Origin of the sequence: Acinetobacter rudis (assembly GCF_000829675.1) — a bacterium.
In the GTDB taxonomy this organism is placed as follows: Bacteria; Pseudomonadota; Gammaproteobacteria; order Pseudomonadales; family Moraxellaceae; genus Acinetobacter; species Acinetobacter rudis.
Genome location: NZ_BBRX01000030.1, coordinates 55,375 through 72,326, shown reverse-complemented (window position 1 = coordinate 72,326; position 16,952 = coordinate 55,375). Strand labels below are relative to the sequence as shown.

The following is a 16,952-nucleotide window of genomic DNA, read 5'->3' as shown; positions in this document are numbered from 1 at the left end:
TCTCTGGTCCAAGCAGCAGGGATGTTGTTTGCTTTAGTTATTGGGGCTTTTTCTGCACACATTGGCTTAAAGCGTTGTTTGGTTGCGGGTTTATGTGCTTTAGGAATTGCCAGTAGTAGTAGTTTGTTGATTGATCATGTGATTACCCTATTTTTCTTTCGGTTTATCGAGGGATTAGGGTTTCTGCTGGTGACCTTGTCTGCTCCCGCTATTTTAAAACAAATATGTGCACCTGAGACAATAAGTCTAAAAATGGGGATCTGGAGCTCGTATATGGGCTTAGGCGTGTGTTTGGCCTTAATCAGTATTCCACTCTTATTTCAGTATTTTGACTGGCAAACGGTATGGTTTGCTTTAGGGCTCTTGAGCTTTATGCTTGCTTTATGCTGCCATCGTTTTGTACAGGTACCTAAGTTTAGTACTTCATTTGATTTTTCAGCATTTCTAGATACGGTGAAAGTTACTGTTAAACATCCACCGATTGTTTGTTTGGCGCTGATTTTTGCATGTTATACCAGTCAGTGGCTGACACTAATTGGTTTCTTGCCCAGCATTTATTTAAGTCATCACATTGGTTTAGAGTTAGCAGGAGTACTCACTGCTGGCGTTGCATTTGTGAATGTTGTTGGGACTTTAAGTGCTGGATTTTTGATGCAACGGGGGCTTAAATCAAAACACTTGATGATTTTTGGTTTTAGCATGATGTGTCTCGGTAGCTGGATGGCTTTGAGTGATTTTTTTGAATTACCATTTGTCTTACAGTACTTAGGGGTAATTTTCTTTTCTTTATTTGGTGGATTTATACCTACCGTTGTTTTTGCGATTTGTCTAAATTATGCACCTCGTGCCAATGCCGTTGCATCGAGTTTTGGTCTGGTATTACAAGTTTCTGCACTTGGGCAGTTTTTGATTCCACCATTAAGTGGCTTACTGGTGGGGCATACGCATGATTGGAGTAATATTGCTTGGATTTCAACTTGTTTATCTGTCATAGGTATGATTATCGTCACTTTATTGATGACACGATATAACAAGGCGGCTATTCAATAGAACCGCATGTTTTTCAATAACCTAAGTAAGAACGCAACCCGATGCCACGCCAGTTAAAAGGATGGTCGATTTTTAAGAATCGGGGTAAAAAAAGAGCGCTTAAGCGCTCTTTTAAACTTGATGTTTTCTCGGTTAGGCAATGAACCAAGTGTAGTAGCCCCAGAGCATTAACGGCCAAGCCACAAATGGGCTAAATAACCATTTCCACAACCAGAAGCGTGGCATAAAGCCGACACCTGTAACAAAACCACCAGAAATGCCAATCATGATGAGCATCATAGCACTGTGACTATAGTGACCATTGGCATCAAGCATTGCACTTGGATGGATCAGTAAAACCGCTGCGAGAGGCAATGCCAACAAAAACGAAATGGCCATAACCCACTTATTCGGTTGAACCTGATTTGGAGACATTGCGACTTCAGTCATGTTTTATTCCTCGTCCAAATCTTGATGATGTTCAATGTATAGGGCACTCAGTACGCCTGCAAAGCAAGCCATTAATATGCCAAGAATCCAAGCAAAATACCACATAATTTGTTCTCCTCGTGATTCGATTAATACAGGCTATGTGTATTGTCTTGAATGTGTTTCTTGGTGATAACACCCCACATTTTGTAATAACACCAAGATGTATATATCAAAATCAGTGGTACAAAAATACACGCCACAACTGTCATCACTGTGAGTGTGTTTTTACTCGCAGTTGCATCCCACATTGTCAAACTTGACACAGGGTTAATGCTTGATGGCATTAGGAATGGGAACAAGGCAAAACCAGCTGTTAAGATCGCACCAGAGAGTGCAAGTGACGTTCCTAAGAAGCTAAGACCTGCTTTATTTTTTGCAGCAGCGAGTACAATAATCAGACCACCAAGTATACCTACAATCGGTGCAATCATGGTAATCGGGTATGCACTATAGTTGTTCATCCAACCTGGGTTGCTATCTGTTACCACTTGTTTAACGAGTGGGTTAGATGCACCGTTTACATCAAAGCTACCCGCAACAAGACTATAACCTTGGATATTACCGAAGTATAGCCAAGCACCAGCACCAATGAAGCAAACTAAGAATAAGATCCCCATCATTTGTGTTGCTTTTGCTGAGCGTTTACGTAGTTCACCATCAGTACGTAACATCAACCAAGCGCCGCCGTGAGCACACAGCATTGCAACACTAACTAAACCGCAAACGATAGAGAATGGGTTAAGTAGTTGGAAGAAGTTTCCTGTGTAGTGTGAGCGTACAGTCGAATCAAGCTCAAAAGGTACGCCAAGGAACATATTACCGAAAGCTACACCGAAAACTAATGCAGGAACTAGACCACCAACACAAAGACCCCAATCCCAAGCATTACGCCATTTGGTGTTTTCAAGTTTAGAACGGTAGTCAAAGCCGACTGGTCGAAGGAAGAGGGCGAAAAGGACTAAGAGTAAGGCCCAATACATACCTGAGAAGGCAGTTGCATAAACCATTGGCCATGCAGCAAAGAGTGCACCACCAGCAGTAATAAACCAAACTTGGTTGCCATCCCAATGTGGGGCAATGGTATTAATTGCAGCACGACGCTCATCGTCAGTTTTACCAACAAATGGCATGATCGCCATGGCGCCCATATCGAAGCCATCGGTGAGTGAGAAACCAAGGAGTAATACTCCGATCAGTACCCACCAAATAATTCTGAGTAGTTCATATTCGATCATGCTTGAGTCTCCTCTGATGCTTTATTTTGAGCAGAGAGTTTTTCAAAATGATATTTGCCAGTATGTAGTGAACTTGGTCCTAGACGAGAGAACTTGATCATTAAATACATTTCAATCACGAGTAATACAGTATAGAAGATCGCTAGGGCAGCAATAGAGCCCATGACATCGCCAGTACTGAGTGTTGAAGTTGACAAGTGTGTAGGAAGAACTTCACCAATCGTCCAAGGTTGACGACCAACTTCGGCTACATACCAACCTGTTTGTGCTGCAATCCAAGGAAGTGGTAGAGCAAATAGGGCAAATTTAAGCAACCATGGTTTGTTTTCTGCATTACGTTTAGCGACCGCAAAAGTAGCGAGAACGAAGAGCAATAACATTAGGAAGCCAGAACCAACCATTGCACGGAAAGCCCAGAACAGACTAGGTACATGAGGGATCGTATCTTTAGCCGCTGCTTTAATATCAGCTTCAGTAGCATCGACAACATTTGGTGCATATTTTTTAAGTAATAGACCATAACCTAAGTCTTTTTGTGTTTGCTCAAATGCTGTTTTAAGTTCAGGTGATTTATCACCTGCACGAAGTTTTTCTAACTGGTCATAAGCGATCATACCGTTACGAATACGTTCTTCATGCTGAACCATCAGGTCTTTAATACCTGTTACTTCTTGTGTGGTTGAACGTGTCGCGATGAGACCCATTGCATAAGGAATTTTGATCGCATAGTCAGTCGTCATTGTTTCTCTATTTGGAATACCAAACAAAGTAAATGCAGCTGGCGCTGGGTGTGTATCCCATTCAGCTTCAATGGCAGCAAGTTTGGTTTTTTGTACGTCACCGAGTTCATAACCTGATTCATCACCAAGTAGGATCACAGAAAGCGTAGATGCCAAACCAAAGATCGCAGCAATCGCAAAAGAACGACGAGCAAAAGGCACATCACGTTTTTTCAAAAGGTAGAAACTTGAAATCGCAAGTACGAAGATTGCACCAGTTACATAACCTGCAGATACTGTATGGACGAATTTTACCTGAGCTACTGGGTTGAAAATCAGTGCACCAAAGTCCACAAGCTCCATACGCATGGTTTCATAGTTAAACTCTGAACCCACTGGGTTTTGCATCCAGCCATTGGCAACTAAAATCCACAACGCAGATAAGTTAGAGCCAAGTGCCACTAACCAAGTCACCATTAAATGTTGAACTTTGCTTAAACGATCCCATCCAAAGAAGAAAAGACCAATAAAAGTTGATTCAAGGAAGAAGGCCATTAAACCTTCAATAGCTAGTGGAGCACCAAAAATGTCACCAACATAATGCGAATAATACGCCCAGTTGGTACCAAACTGGAATTCCATGGTTAGACCAGTGGTCACACCAAGTGCAAAGTTAATACCAAATAATTTACCCCAGAATTTGGTCATGTCTCGATATATTTCTTTGCCTGAAATCACATAAGTGGTTTCCATAATGGCAAGAATAAATGCGAGTCCTAAAGTTAATGGTACGAAAATAAAGTGATACATCGCGGTCATTGCAAATTGGAACCGCGAAAGATCCACCACGCTTTCAGCAATCATCAACGTGTCTCCTTGATTTGGGAAGAACTGCCAGCAATACGCTCGGCAACTTGATTGTCAAAATCTTTTGGAATAGTTGGTGCGTCGAACCATATATTTTTAATGGTCAGCAAAATAACAACCTTAATAATTAATATGACTGCTATTTCGATTTTTAATCGACGTGTTAAATCTTTTGGAATTAAGCTCATTAGATAAGCCTACATTTAAAAAATCTTACTTTCTATTATTAAACAAATAAAACAAAATTAAAATAGATTTAAATGACTGGAAGTAAATTATTAATAATAGATATAAAAAACAATATGTTATAAAAACATGAGTGGAGAGTTATTATTCAATTTAATCTAATTTAAAAACCAACTAAAATGGTTGTGAATTTAATTTTATACCAGACAAAAACACTTGTATTTAATAAAATTATTTGTAATTTATAAATAATGGAAATCATTTATCATTGTAGTGTTTGTTTTTTACAGCAATTAAATCTGATTAAAACAGTTGGTATTAATGTGGTTTATTCCCTAGTAAAATACTCGGAATATATACTTGATATAATAAGAGTGGAAAGCTTGCTATATCTAATTTAATGATGATAGCAAGATTTCATGACAATAATATTGAGAAGGGTGTTTGAATTTATAATCAAATTTTAAAATATTTTATTATAAGGGAATGATTATCAATTGATCACCATAACTGGCAGAGGACTAATTGCTAAAACTGCATTGGGCGTACTTCCTGCTAAAATCTTTTTTAAACTATTTCGATTTTTTGCAGCGACAATAATTAAATCAGCGTTTATTTCATCTGCTACGGTTAATACACCAGTTGCGATAGGGAGGTCATGAATAACTTTGGTATGTATGTTTAAAATACCTTGTTGCAGCATTTGGTGTTTTAAAATGGTCAGTTGAGCCAATATCTTAGCTTCAGTTTTGAGCAGGTACTGGGTAAATGAGGGGGCAATTTTATAAAATTCAACCGCAAAAAATGGATCAATAGACACTACGCTCATTAGGGTTAAACGGCTATTAAACGCTAAGGCAAGTTGGGTGACATGATGTATTGCAGTTGGGGAAACTTGATCGTCATCGATCACAAATAAAAGGTGCTCAAAAGACATAGTCTGCTCCTTATAAATGCTTTTTTTATTTAGCAATTAAGTTCTAGCATAGGCTGACTATGTAGAACTTAAAAGCATTTATTGTATTATTTTTAATCGGCAGTATTTGTAGTGCAGTATAAACTAGTTGCAGCCAGCATAAGCTTTGGCAAAGTGAGCAGGATTGGCACGTTGTAGTACTTGGCTAATCCGCTGACTCGCGAGCATTAAGGCATGTTCATCAATACCTGTGTCAAAGCCCATGCGTGACAGCAAGTAGTAAAGATCTTCGGTTGCAACATTACCTGCCGCACCTTTGGCATAGGGACAGCCACCGAGCCCAGCTAAGGAGGAGTCGAAAATCCGAATCCCTTGTTGTAGAGACTGGTAAACATTGGCAATCGCCATGCCATAGGTATCATGGAAATGTCCTGCGAGATACTTCGCTTCCATTTCACTTAAACATGCATCCCAAACTTGTTTTACACGATCAGGTGTTGCTGTTCCAATGGTCTCACCGAGTGAGATTTCATAGCAGCCCATATCAAACAATTGCGTCACGACTTTAGCCACTTGCTTAGGTGCAATAGCACCTTCATAAGGGCAATCGACGATGCAAGAGACATAACCCCGAACTTTGACATCATTGGCTTTAGCTAAGGCCATGACATCGGCAAATTTTTCCAGACTTTCATCAATTGAACAATTAATATTTTTTTGTGTAAAGCTCTCAGAAGCTGCAGTAAATACTGCAACCTCTTTACAGCCTACAGCCAAGGCAGATTCCAAGCCACGTAGGTTTGGAGTCAATAAACTTAATTGCGCGCCATGATCTGTAGGAAGCGTTGCATAGAGTTCATCACTGCGGGCCATCTGCGGAACCCATTTTGCCGATACGCAAGAGCCAACCTCAATATGTTTAAGCCCAGCATGTATTAAATCAACGATAAAGTCTTTACGTTGCTCAAAGCTGATCGGTTGTTTTTCATTTTGTAGGCCGTCCCGTGGGCCGACCTCTACAATTTTGACCTGTTCTGTCATGCTTGGGCTCCTACAGTCGCTTCTGCATGCGCAACAAACTCTAGCAGTTCATCACCCGATTTGACTTGATCACCGACTTGGAAGAAATTGGCTTTCACCATACCATCATGTGGGGCACGGATACTGTACTCAATCTTCATTGCTTCTAGGGTGAGTAGAACATCATCCTTTTTCACAGCGCTGTTCGCCTCAACCAAGACTTGAGTAATGACACCTGGCATTGGAGCTTTAAGACCAGCATCATTACCTGCTTGATCATCTTGTAAGTACTGTTGTTTTGGCAAGTCAAAACGATGCGTCTGGCTATTTGAAAAAACGGTTAATGATTCTAGGCCACGACTAAAGCTAAGTTGCCAGCGTTGTTGGCCCATCTTCAGTAAGATTTTGTTGTTACCTTGCAATTGTCCTGAGATTTCAAAGCGTTTACCTTGATACTGTGCAATAAAGTTTGTATCTGTTGCATTGGATGAAGGGCTAAACTGTACTTGATGCTGTTGTTCATCTTGCAATAGGCTGATTTGATGTTGTGCATTAACGTTAATACGCCATAAAGCCGTGCTATTCCAGATTGATGCATGCTGAGTTTTGTTGTGCTGCATTTTAAGTAGAAATTCAATAAGGGCACTGGCCACAATTAATTTGTCATCTACTTGAGAATCAAACTCAAAAAGTGCTGCATGTTCACGTTGAATTAGATTGGTATCTAGACGTGCATCTTTGAAGGAGTCTGAGCGTACAATACGATCTAAAAAGGCAATGTTATTACCTAAGCCTTCAACATGGAACTCACCTAAAGCACGGTGCATTTGCATTAATGCGCTATCACGGTTTGGTGCCCAAACAATGAGTTTTGCAATCATTGGATCGTAGAACGTGGTAATTTCGTCGCCTTCTACAATCCCACTGTCTACACGGACACTATCATTTTGAACAGGATAATGAAGGTAATTAATTTTACCAATTGCAGGTAAGAAGCCTTGTTCAGGGATCTCAGCATAGACACGAGCTTCAAGCGCATGACCATGAATCTGTAGTTCATCTTGCTGTTTAGGTAGTTTCTCTCCAGCAGCAACACGCAACTGCCAATCGACTAAGTCTTGCCCCGTAATCATTTCAGTCACTGGGTGTTCAACTTGGAGACGAGTATTCATTTCCATAAAGTAAGCAGTACCATCTTGCTCAACAATGAACTCGACTGTGCCAGCACCAACATAATTTACGGCCAGTGCAGCATCGATTGCTGCTTGACGCATTTGTGCCAGTTTTTCAGTGGACATTCCTGGTGCTGGTGCTTCTTCAAGTACTTTTTGATGGCGACGTTGCACAGAGCAATCACGTTCAAAAAGATGTACACAGTTTCCATGTTGATCGGCAAAGACCTGTACTTCAATATGGCGTGGATTGACCACATAGCGCTCGACCAAAACGTCATCATTGGCAAAGCTTGATTTTGCTTCACTTTTACATGATGCCAGTGCAGGTAAAAATTCTGCTGCACTTTCAACCAAACGCATGCCTTTACCACCACCTCCAGCACTCGCTTTGATTAATACTGGATAGCCAATTTGATCAGCTTGTTGTTTTAAAAAGTCCGCATCTTGGTTATCACCATGATAGCCTGGTGTTAAAGGTACACCAGCTTTTTGCATTAATGCTTTAGAGGTAGCTTTTAAACCCATTGCTAAAATTGCTTCAACAGGCGGGCCGATAAAAACGATATTGTTATTTTTACATGCGAGAGCAAACTGATCATTTTCAGAAAGGAAGCCATAGCCAGGATGAATAGCCTGTGCACCTGTAGCTAAGGCAGCTTGAATAATACGATCAATTTGTAAATAACTTTGCGCTGCAGGTGATTCACCAATATAAACAGCTTCATCTGCTTGTAAAACATGTTGTGCATTTGCATCTGCATCAGAGTAGACAGCGACGGTTGCAATGCCTAATTTTTTAGCACTACGAATCACGCGACAAGCAATTTCACCACGGTTGGCAATCAGTATTTTTTCAAACATGTCATGATCCTTGTTGTTGTGTTGCCTGAGTCCATTCAGGGCGTTGTTTATTTAAAAAAGCATTGAGTCCTTGTTTTGCTTCTGTACCTTGGCGCAACATAGCGATGTGCTGTGCAGTACGCTGTAGTAATTGCTCGTCAATACTCTGACCTGCAACGAGATCAATGAGTTGTTTAGAGGCATGTTGAGCAAATGGACCACCCAATAAAATGGCTTGGATCAGTTCATCAATTTTACAATCGAGTTGTTCAAGTGTTGTGACTTCATGGACAAGTCCCAGTTTTTCGGCTTGTTCTGCTGAAATACGTTCTGCTGTTAAAAAGTAACGATAAGCCTGACGGGCACCAATAGCACGAATGACATAAGGGCTAATGGTTGAAGGCGCTAGACCTAAGCGAACTTCTGAGGTTGCAAATTGAGCATTGTCACTGGCTATACAAATATCACATGCAGCAGCAAGTCCCATACCACCTCCCAAGGCCACACCATGTACCCGAGCAATCGTGGGTTGTTTCAGCGTGGCGATGCGTTGCAGCATTTTTGCCAACTTAAGTGCATCGGCTTGATTTTCTTCAGGTGAGGCTTGTCCCGCTTGTTTCATCCAGTTCAGGTCAGCGCCTGCGGAGAAGCTTTTTCCACGGCCTGCTAAAATGACGACACGGATGTCTTCACGGTTGTTCAGCGCATCAAAGCAATGATGTAACTCGGCAATGAGTTGGCTGTTAAAAGCATTGTGTAATTCACCGCGATTGAGCCAAACTGTTGCACGTTGTTGCTGGATATCCAGCTGTAAAAATTGATAATCCATGACTCACCTCTACATGCGAAATACGCCAAACTTAGTTTCGGCAATAGGCGCATTTAAGGCTGCAGCTAAACTAAGAGCGAGGACTTGACGTGATTGTGCTGGATCAATAACACCATCATCCCAAAGACGTGCTGAGGAATAATAAGGGTGGCCTTGGCGCTCATACTGATCACGAATAGGTTGTTTAAATTGGTCTTCTTGTTCTGCAGACCATTGTTCACCTTTCATTTCAATCTGGTCACGTTTTAAAGTTGACAATACACTTGCTGCTTGTTCACCACCCATCACTGAGATACGTGAGTTTGGCCAAGTCCAAAGGAAACGTGGTGAGTACGCACGACCACACATACCGTAGTTACCTGCACCAAATGAACCACCCACGATTAATGTCAATTTAGGTACATTGGCATTGGCTACAGCCATGACCAATTTTGCCCCATGTTTGGCAATCCCTTCATTTTCATATTGGCGACCAACCATGAAGCCAGTAATATTTTGAATAAAGAGTAGAGGAATTTTACGTTGGCAGCACAGTTCAATGAAGTGTGCACCTTTTTGTGCCGACTCAGAAAATAAAATACCGTTATTGGCAATAATACCTACTGGCATACCACAGATCTTGGCAAAACCAGTCACTAAGGTTGAACCGAAACGTGCTTTAAATTCGTCGAGTTGTGAACCATCAACAATACGTGCAATGACTTCACGTATATCAAAAGGCTTACGTGCATCACTTGGGATTACCCCATAAAGCTCTTCTGCTGCATAAAGTGGAGCAGCAAAGTCAGTTGCTGAAGTATTTGGTTCTAAGTTTAAGTTAGCGACAATTTGACGAGCAATGCTTAGCGCATGTTCATCATTTTCGGCCAAATGATCGGCTACACCTGATAGGCGAGTATGGACATCACCACCACCTAAGTCCTCGCTACTTACAATTTCACCAGTCGCAGCTTTAACTAAAGGTGGGCCACCTAAAAAGATCGTACCTTGCTGACGGACAATAATTGTTTCATCAGACATCGCGGGTACATAAGCACCACCTGCAGTACAACTTCCCATTACCACAGCAATTTGCGCAATGCCTTGGCTTGACATACGTGCTTGGTTGTAAAAGATACGGCCAAAATGGTCGCGGTCAGGGAAAACTTCATCCTGCATAGGTAAAAATGCGCCACCGGAATCAACCAGATAAATACATGTTAATCGGTTTTGCTCAGCGATTTCTTGCGCACGTAAATGCTTTTTAACAGTAAGTGGATAGTAGGTTCCGCCTTTAACTGTTGCATCATTGGCAACGATCATGCAGCTAACACCATTCACTTGACCAATACCTGCCACAACACCAGCAGCAGGAATGTCATCGGCATAAACAGAATATGCTGCTAACTGGCCAATTTCTAAAAAAGCACTGCCAGGATCAATCAATTGATTGATTCGTTCACGTGCCAAAAGTTTGCCACGAGCATGATGTTTGTTGCGTGCTTTTTCATCACCTCCAAGTGCGACTTTACTCGCGACTTGTTTGAGGTCATCGACAACGTGCTGCATTGCAGCGTGGTTATTTTTGTATTCGTCACTACGAATATTTATTTTGCTGTGCAGTTGATTCATGGGTATGTCCTTATCTAGATCTGGAAACGTGCTCGCTGCTAACTTATTTGGTTTCGTTAAAGAGTTCGCGACCAATCAACATACGGCGAATTTCTGAAGTTCCCGCACCAATTTCATAGAGTTTGGCATCACGCCATAGACGTCCAGTGTTGTATTCGTTGATATAACCATTACCGCCTAGACTTTGAATTGCTTCGCCAGCCATCCATGTTGCTTTTTCAGCAGCATATAAAATGGCACTTGCTGCATCTTTACGTAAACTACGGTCATGGTCAGCTTTGTCACAGGCAGCACCAACTGCATAAACCAGCGCTTTACATGCAAGCCAAGTTGAATACATATCGGCCAATTTACCTTGCATCAGCTGGAACTCACCAAGCGCTTGGCCAAACTGGGTACGATCATGCAAATATGGAATTACTTCATCTAAACATGCATCCATAATGCCAAGTGGCCCAGCACTAAGTACTGCACGTTCGTAGTCTAGACCACTCATGAGTACTTTTACGCCGTTACCTATGCCACCTAAAATATTTTCTTTGGGTACTTTGACGTTGTCAAAAAAGAGTGGGTAGGTATTTGAACCGCGCATTCCCAATTTGTCTAAGTGTGAGCCGTGACTAAATCCAGCCATGCCTTTTTCAACTAAAAACGCAGTCATGCCCTTAGGGCCAGCTTGTAGATCAGTTTTGGCATAGACCACTAGTACATCTGCATCACCACCGTTCGTGATCCACATTTTTGAACCATTAAGCACATAATGATCACCAGCATCTTGTGCGTGCAGTTTCATGCTGACGACATCAGAGCCTGCATTCGGTTCTGACATGGCTAAAGCACCGACAAAGTCACCTGAAATTAGTTTAGGTAGAAAACGTTGTTTCTGCTCTTCATTACCATTGCGGTTAATTTGGTTGATACATAGGTTAGAATGTGCGCCATAGGACAGGCCAATCGCTGCAGAGGCGCGTGATATTTCTTGCATGACAATGATGTGGGCTAAATAACCGAGGTTAACTCCACCGTATTCTTCGCTGACCGTCATACCATGAAAGCCCATATCTCCCATCTTTTTCCAAAGTTCAGCGGGGAATAGGTTCTGTTGGTCGACCTGTTGAGCAATCGGGGCAATTTCCTTTGCGCAGAATGCAGCAACTGAGTCACGAAGGGCCAGTAGGGTTTCGTCTAAACCGAAGTTAATGCTTTGTAGATTCATAGTGCCATTGATCCTTAACGTTATATTTGTCGTTCCTTAGAAAAAGCATTTTTTCTGTGCTTAGGAATTAAGATACAGTGCTTTTTTGAAAAAGTGAATATATATTCACAAAATGATTTACAATTCATTTTAATTGGTTGAGAATGAAAACATGAGCTATAAACGATCGTCTATGATGCAAGAGCGTATGCAACAGAACAGGCAAACTATTTTGCAGTCTGCGCGTGAGCTCATTGCATCTGGCGGAATAAAAGATGCACAGATTCAGGCGATTGCTGAGCGTGCTGGCGTGTCCAGTGGCTTGGTTTATCGTTATTTTGACAACAAAAGCCAAGTGTTGATTGAAGTTTTGTCTGCAGCGATCTTGCATGAAATTCAGATTTTGAATCAGATTGCAGCCAGTGAACTAAGCGCAAAACAAAAACTACATAAGGCCGTTAAGACATTTCTGAAGCGTGCATTGAATAGCCCACAACTGTCATATTCATTGATGTTTGAGCCGGTTGATGCGGTACTTGAACATGAACGATTTCGCAGTAAGCAACTGATCAAACAAAGTATCAACGAGATATTGGCTGAAGGGAAAATCAGCCGTGAGTTTGAGTTTGAAGACTTAAACACAGCGTCACTGTGTGTGGTTGGTGCAATGACTTTTGCGGTCATTGAGCCCTTAAATCCATCTCGAGGTGTTAAGTTTGATCAAAGCTACAAAGACTATTTTGTCACACAGATTGCCGATTTTTGTGTCAATGCTGTACAACGACAAAGCAATACCTGATCGCGTTTAGAGTTTAGGCATGCAGGTTGGCAATACAAGGACGTAGTCGTAGCCTCACAACACAACAATGAAAGATGTCGATGTAGAAATAAAAAAGAATCAAGGAGTATGATTCAATGACACAACCTAGCTTAAGTTATGCTTATGGAACCAGTCATCAGCCATTATTGGGGATGACGATTGGTGACAAGTTCGATCAGGCTTGTCAACAATATGCTGAGCAAGATGCGTTGATCAGTTTGCATCAAAACATTCACCTCAGCTACCGTGAGTTGCAACAGCAAGTCAATGCCTTTGCCTGTAGTTTGTTGAAAATGGGACTTAAAAAGGGCGATCGACTTGGTATCTGGTCTCCAAACTGTGCAGAATGGACAATTACTCAATTTGCAGCATTTAAAGCAGGGATTATTTTAGTCAACCTGAATCCCGCTTATAAAAGTTATGAACTTGAGTATGTGCTTAATAAAGTCGCCTGTAAGGGCTTGATTATTGCATCGGCATTTAAGACTTCAGATTATCAAGAAATTTTGACGCAACTGGCCCCCGAAATTCCACTTTCAACGGATAAAGAGCTGCATGCAGCACGTCTTCCTCACCTTAAATCTGTGATTAAAATTGATGATGAGCAACATACAGGCATCTATCGTTTTAGTGATTTATTAACAGAACCCAGTCCCATACAACTGAAGGCGCTGGCAGATATTGCGGCAACCCTTCAGTTTGACGAAACCATTAATATCCAATTTACCTCAGGGACAACGGGTAACCCGAAAGGGACCATGCTTACACATAATAATATTTTAAATAACGGTTATTTTGTTGGTGAAGCAATCCATCTTAGTCCCAAAGATCGCGTCTGTATTTCTGTACCTTTATTTCATTGTTTTGGTATGGTGATGGGTAATTTAGCGTGTATTACTCATGGTTCAACCATGGTTTATCCTTCAGCTGTGTTTAATCCTTTAGCTTCTTTACAAGCGATTCAGCAAGAAAGATGTACAGCAGCCTATGGGGTACCGACCATGTTTATTGCCATGTTAGAGCATGAGCAATTTGATGACTTTGATTTGAGTAGTTTACGTACAGGGATTATGGCCGGTAGTCCATGTCCACAAGAGATTATGCAGCGTGTGATTGATCGTATGCATATGCGTGATATAACCATTTGCTATGGTATGACAGAAACAGCACCTGTGAGTGCACAGAGTTCAACTGAAGACAGTTTAGAATGTCGAGTTGCAACTGTGGGGCGTGTGCATCCGCATCTTGAAATTAAAGTCGTCGATGAAGAAGGCAAGGTTGTCCCACGTGGACAATTGGGTGAACTCTGTGTCCGTGGTTATTCCGTCATGCTTGGATACTGGGATGATGAAGAAAAAACCAGAGAAGTGATTGATGTTGCCAACTGGATGCACACGGGTGATATCGCAGCGATGAATGATCAAGGTTTTATTCAGATCAAAGGTCGGATCAAAGATGTGGTGATTCGTGGGGGAGAAAATCTATTTCCTAAAGAAATCGAAGACTTCCTCTATACGCATCCAGACGTGAGTGATGTACAAGTGATTGGTATTCCTGATGTGAAATATGGTGAAGAACTTTGTGCATGTATCATCTTGCATGATCATCATCAAGTGACTGAAGATTCGATTCGTCAGTATTGCGCACAGCATATTTCACACAATAAGGTGCCACGTTATGTGCAATTCTTCCAAGAATTTCCATTGACTGCCTCTGGCAAAGCGCAGAAATTTAAATTGCGCGAACATATGTGTCAGGAGTTGAATTTGGTCAATGCCTTTAGCTAACACGCTTAAAATAGACTAGAGCAAAATATCGTTTATGTATTGCTAGTCGCACTTTAGTGATGATTAATGCTGGCAAGACGTTGTGACTGTGATCAAGAACGACTGTGAGGTTGTCTCTTGATCACAAAAATCTCTGTGAATTTGACCTTTAAAAACTAAGGTATGTTTCATTGGTAATCATTTGAACTTGATGCGCTCTTGCTGAGTGTACATAGCAGATGTTTATCAGTTTTCTTGTGAGAAAGATTTAATTTAAAGAGTGATACAGATGGCAAAAGATTTTAATGATCCTCGTGTCGTAGAAAGTTATGATCAACATATCCGTAAACTCATTCCTGGTTATGAGCTGATCCATTTGCAAGTACATGCTATGTTGGCAAACTTATTACCAGAAAGCGCTGAAGTTGTAGTGGTGGGCTGCGGTACAGGGTATGAGTTGGCTTATCTGGCACAACAATTTCCACGTTGGAAATTTTGTGCGATAGATCCAGCACCGAATATGTTGAAACAAGCAGAGCAGTATATAAAACAATTAAAACTTGATGAACAAGTTCGTTTTATTTTGGCTGATAGTCATGTGCTAACAGAAATGCCAGAACAGTTTGATGCAGCATTGGCTATTTTGGTATCACATTTTGTTCCTTTACAACATAAATTAGGCTTTTTTCAAGATATCGCAGGCAGTTTAAAATCTGGCGGAATTTGTCTAAGCTATGACTTGATGCAACTTCAATATCCTAAGCAGGGACAAGTATTAAAAAGCCTAGCGCAGCTTACAGGCTTAGCAGAGCAACAGGCAGAAAAGATGCTTGAGCGCTTAGCGGGTGACTTTCATTTAATATCAATTGAAGAGATGTTGGAACTCTATCAACAAGCGGGCTTTCATCAACCACAGCAGTATAGTCAAGTCATCAATTATGCAGGTATTTTTGCTCAAAAATAAATTATATAACTCAGGCTTGCATGTTGAATGAATATGAATAATAAATATTAGTTTATGTATTAAAATTAAGATCTAATGCAGAAAAAAAGCTATGATGAAAGCATTCTATATGTGTTTCAAGGAAAGACTATGTCAACTGATCCGCAATTTCCACAAACAGAAAATAATGGTATCGCTGTATACAGTAACAATGCTGAAGCTATTGGTAATACACCACTGATTCGTATAAACCGTGTAATTCAATCTGCTGCAACAGTATTGGCAAAAGTGGAAAGTCGTAACCCTGCTTTTTCAGTAAAATGCCGTGTTGGTGCAGCATTAGTTGCAGATGCAGAGGCAAAGGGTTTACTTAAAGCGGGTATGCATATTGTTGAGCCAACGAGTGGTAATACCGGTATTGCTTTGGCATTTGTAGCAGCTGCAAAAGGCTATCCTATTACGTTGACTATGCCTTCAAGTATGAGTATTGAACGTCGTAAAGTGTTAAAGGCTTTAGGTGCTCATCTCGTCTTGACAGATCCAGCTAAAGGTATGAAAGGGGCTATTGATGAGGCTCAGCGTTTAGTCGATGAGCAACCAGAACTCTACTATTTACCACAACAGTTTGAAAACCCTGCAAACCCTGCGATTCATGCGGCTACAACAGGCCCTGAAATCTGGAAAGCAACAGGTGGTAAGGTGGATATTTTGGTCGCTGGTGTAGGTACAGGTGGTACGATCAGTGGTATCTCTCGTTACTTTAAGCAAGAAAAACAGCAACAACTTTATTCAGTCGCTGTAGAACCAGCAGAGTCTGCAATTATTACTCAACATCGCCGTGGTGAAGATTTGACACCTGGCCCACATAAAATCCAAGGAATTGGTGCGAACTTTATTCCTAAAAACTTAGACTTGGATTTGGTTGATGAAGTAATTGCAATTCCTGGTGAAGATGCTTTGACTTGGGCACGTAACACCGCCAAACAAGAAGGTATTTTAGTCGGTATTTCAAGTGGAGCTGCACTAGCAGCCGCTGCTCAATTGGCAGCACGTCCTGAAAATGCAGGTAAAAATATTGTGGTAATTCTACCAGATAGCGGAGAACGATATTTATCTTCAGTATTATTTGAAGATATTTCTGCTGATTAAGTCAAAGAAATGTTGCATAGAAAGGTCCGAATAGCGGGCCTTTTTAAATAGGTAATTTCTAATATCAAACGAATTATATGAAGATGAATTGTTGATATTGGTGACCAAGAGTAGCTCTGGATTAAATATAATATACTCATTATTAAGTTAATGATTTGCT

Annotated in this window: 16 protein-coding genes; 5 read left to right on the top strand and 11 right to left on the bottom strand. The window is 41.1% G+C overall.

Features of this window, described 5'->3' with window-relative positions:
* A partial coding sequence (locus Aru01_RS09155; protein ID WP_042111292.1) for an MFS transporter occupies positions 1-1,050 on the top strand: 1,050 nt, incomplete at its 5' end.
* A gap of 132 nt (positions 1,051-1,182) precedes the next feature.
* On the opposite strand, the gene Aru01_RS09150 is transcribed toward Aru01_RS09155, so the two are convergent.
* The 11 genes from Aru01_RS09150 to Aru01_RS09100 all read right to left on the bottom strand — a co-directional run bounded on the left by Aru01_RS09150 (position 1,183) and on the right by Aru01_RS09100 (position 12,135).
* Positions 1,183-1,479: a cyd operon YbgE family protein gene (locus Aru01_RS09150; protein WP_016656472.1), complete on the bottom strand. Its 297-nt coding sequence runs from the start codon at positions 1,477-1,479 to the stop codon at positions 1,183-1,185.
* A 3-nt stretch (positions 1,480-1,482) separates the two neighbouring features.
* On the bottom strand, positions 1,483-1,584 hold the full coding sequence (gene cydX, locus Aru01_RS09145; protein ID WP_002120988.1) for a cytochrome bd-I oxidase subunit CydX: 102 nt from the start codon (positions 1,582-1,584) through the stop codon (positions 1,483-1,485).
* A gap of 23 nt (positions 1,585-1,607) precedes the next feature.
* The gene (cydB, locus tag Aru01_RS09140; RefSeq protein ID WP_016656471.1) at positions 1,608-2,756 is read right to left on the bottom strand and encodes a cytochrome d ubiquinol oxidase subunit II; all 1,149 of its coding nucleotides are present in this window, start codon (positions 2,754-2,756) and stop codon (positions 1,608-1,610) included.
* The gene (locus Aru01_RS09135) at positions 2,753-4,339 is read right to left on the bottom strand and encodes a cytochrome ubiquinol oxidase subunit I (protein WP_016656470.1); all 1,587 of its coding nucleotides are present in this window, start codon (positions 4,337-4,339) and stop codon (positions 2,753-2,755) included. Before Aru01_RS09135 ends, cydB begins: the two co-directional genes overlap by 4 nt.
* Positions 4,339-4,530 carry a cytochrome oxidase putative small subunit CydP gene (gene cydP / locus Aru01_RS09130; RefSeq protein WP_016656469.1) on the bottom strand — a complete coding sequence of 64 codons (192 nt, stop codon included), beginning with the start codon at positions 4,528-4,530 and terminating at the stop codon, positions 4,339-4,341. The genes Aru01_RS09135 and cydP overlap by 1 nt, the downstream gene beginning before the upstream one ends.
* Positions 4,531-5,021: 491 nt before the next feature.
* On the bottom strand, positions 5,022-5,465 hold the full coding sequence (locus tag Aru01_RS09125) for a universal stress protein (RefSeq protein ID WP_016656468.1): 444 nt from the start codon (positions 5,463-5,465) through the stop codon (positions 5,022-5,024).
* Between the two features lie 123 nt (positions 5,466-5,588).
* Positions 5,589-6,485: a hydroxymethylglutaryl-CoA lyase gene (locus tag Aru01_RS09120; protein ID WP_016656467.1), complete on the bottom strand. Its 897-nt coding sequence runs from the start codon at positions 6,483-6,485 to the stop codon at positions 5,589-5,591.
* Positions 6,482-8,500 (bottom strand): acetyl-CoA carboxylase biotin carboxylase subunit, encoded by a 2,019-nt coding sequence (locus Aru01_RS09115; protein ID WP_016656466.1) that lies wholly within the window; start codon positions 8,498-8,500, stop codon positions 6,482-6,484. Before Aru01_RS09115 ends, Aru01_RS09120 begins: the two co-directional genes overlap by 4 nt.
* A gap of 1 nt (position 8,501) precedes the next feature.
* Positions 8,502-9,308 (bottom strand): enoyl-CoA hydratase/isomerase family protein, encoded by an 807-nt coding sequence (locus tag Aru01_RS09110; protein WP_016656465.1) that lies wholly within the window; start codon positions 9,306-9,308, stop codon positions 8,502-8,504.
* Between the two features lie 9 nt (positions 9,309-9,317).
* Entirely contained in the window at positions 9,318-10,919 is a 1,602-nt protein-coding gene (locus Aru01_RS09105; protein WP_016656464.1) for a carboxyl transferase domain-containing protein, read from the bottom strand.
* Positions 10,920-10,962: 43 nt separating this feature from the next.
* Positions 10,963-12,135, bottom strand: coding sequence for an isovaleryl-CoA dehydrogenase (locus Aru01_RS09100; RefSeq protein WP_016656463.1), 1,173 nt, complete (start codon positions 12,133-12,135; stop codon positions 10,963-10,965).
* A gap of 151 nt (positions 12,136-12,286) precedes the next feature.
* Between Aru01_RS09100 and Aru01_RS09095 the strand changes: the two genes are divergently transcribed.
* From Aru01_RS09095 to cysK, 4 genes are all read left to right on the top strand, one after another.
* Entirely contained in the window at positions 12,287-12,913 is a 627-nt protein-coding gene (locus Aru01_RS09095; protein WP_016656462.1) for a TetR/AcrR family transcriptional regulator, read from the top strand.
* 116 nt (positions 12,914-13,029) lie between these two features.
* A complete protein-coding gene (locus Aru01_RS09090; RefSeq protein WP_016656461.1) occupies positions 13,030-14,721 on the top strand; it encodes an AMP-binding protein in 1,692 nt (563 codons plus the stop codon).
* 268 nt (positions 14,722-14,989) lie between these two features.
* Positions 14,990-15,664: a class I SAM-dependent methyltransferase gene (locus Aru01_RS09085; RefSeq protein ID WP_016656460.1), complete on the top strand. Its 675-nt coding sequence runs from the start codon at positions 14,990-14,992 to the stop codon at positions 15,662-15,664.
* Between the two features lie 129 nt (positions 15,665-15,793).
* On the top strand, positions 15,794-16,792 hold the full coding sequence (cysK, locus tag Aru01_RS09080) for a cysteine synthase A (protein ID WP_016656459.1): 999 nt from the start codon (positions 15,794-15,796) through the stop codon (positions 16,790-16,792).
* Positions 16,793-16,952 lie beyond the last annotated feature (160 nt).

What these genes read in the sequence shown, in the direction of transcription:
- cydX (WP_002120988.1), bottom strand. Translation starts at nt 1,584, where the DNA reads ATGTGGTATTTTGCTTGGATTCTTGGCATATTAATGGCTTGCTTTGCA.
- Aru01_RS09095 (WP_016656462.1), top strand. Translation starts at nt 12,287, where the DNA reads ATGAGCTATAAACGATCGTCTATGATGCAAGAGCGTATGCAACAGAAC.
- Aru01_RS09085 (WP_016656460.1), top strand. Translation starts at nt 14,990, where the DNA reads ATGGCAAAAGATTTTAATGATCCTCGTGTCGTAGAAAGTTATGATCAA.
- Aru01_RS09135 (WP_016656470.1), bottom strand. Translation starts at nt 4,339, where the DNA reads ATGATTGCTGAAAGCGTGGTGGATCTTTCGCGGTTCCAATTTGCAATG.
- cydB (WP_016656471.1), bottom strand. Translation starts at nt 2,756, where the DNA reads ATGATCGAATATGAACTACTCAGAATTATTTGGTGGGTACTGATCGGA.
- Aru01_RS09105 (WP_016656464.1), bottom strand. Translation starts at nt 10,919, where the DNA reads ATGAATCAACTGCACAGCAAAATAAATATTCGTAGTGACGAATACAAA.
- Aru01_RS09115 (WP_016656466.1), bottom strand. Translation starts at nt 8,500, where the DNA reads ATGTTTGAAAAAATACTGATTGCCAACCGTGGTGAAATTGCTTGTCGC.
- cydP (WP_016656469.1), bottom strand. Translation starts at nt 4,530, where the DNA reads ATGAGCTTAATTCCAAAAGATTTAACACGTCGATTAAAAATCGAAATA.
- Aru01_RS09125 (WP_016656468.1), bottom strand. Translation starts at nt 5,465, where the DNA reads ATGTCTTTTGAGCACCTTTTATTTGTGATCGATGACGATCAAGTTTCC.
- Aru01_RS09100 (WP_016656463.1), bottom strand. Translation starts at nt 12,135, where the DNA reads ATGAATCTACAAAGCATTAACTTCGGTTTAGACGAAACCCTACTGGCC.
- Aru01_RS09150 (WP_016656472.1), bottom strand. Translation starts at nt 1,479, where the DNA reads ATGACTGAAGTCGCAATGTCTCCAAATCAGGTTCAACCGAATAAGTGG.
- Aru01_RS09120 (WP_016656467.1), bottom strand. Translation starts at nt 6,485, where the DNA reads ATGACAGAACAGGTCAAAATTGTAGAGGTCGGCCCACGGGACGGCCTA.
- cysK (WP_016656459.1), top strand. Translation starts at nt 15,794, where the DNA reads ATGTCAACTGATCCGCAATTTCCACAAACAGAAAATAATGGTATCGCT.
- Aru01_RS09110 (WP_016656465.1), bottom strand. Translation starts at nt 9,308, where the DNA reads ATGGATTATCAATTTTTACAGCTGGATATCCAGCAACAACGTGCAACA.
- Aru01_RS09090 (WP_016656461.1), top strand. Translation starts at nt 13,030, where the DNA reads ATGACACAACCTAGCTTAAGTTATGCTTATGGAACCAGTCATCAGCCA.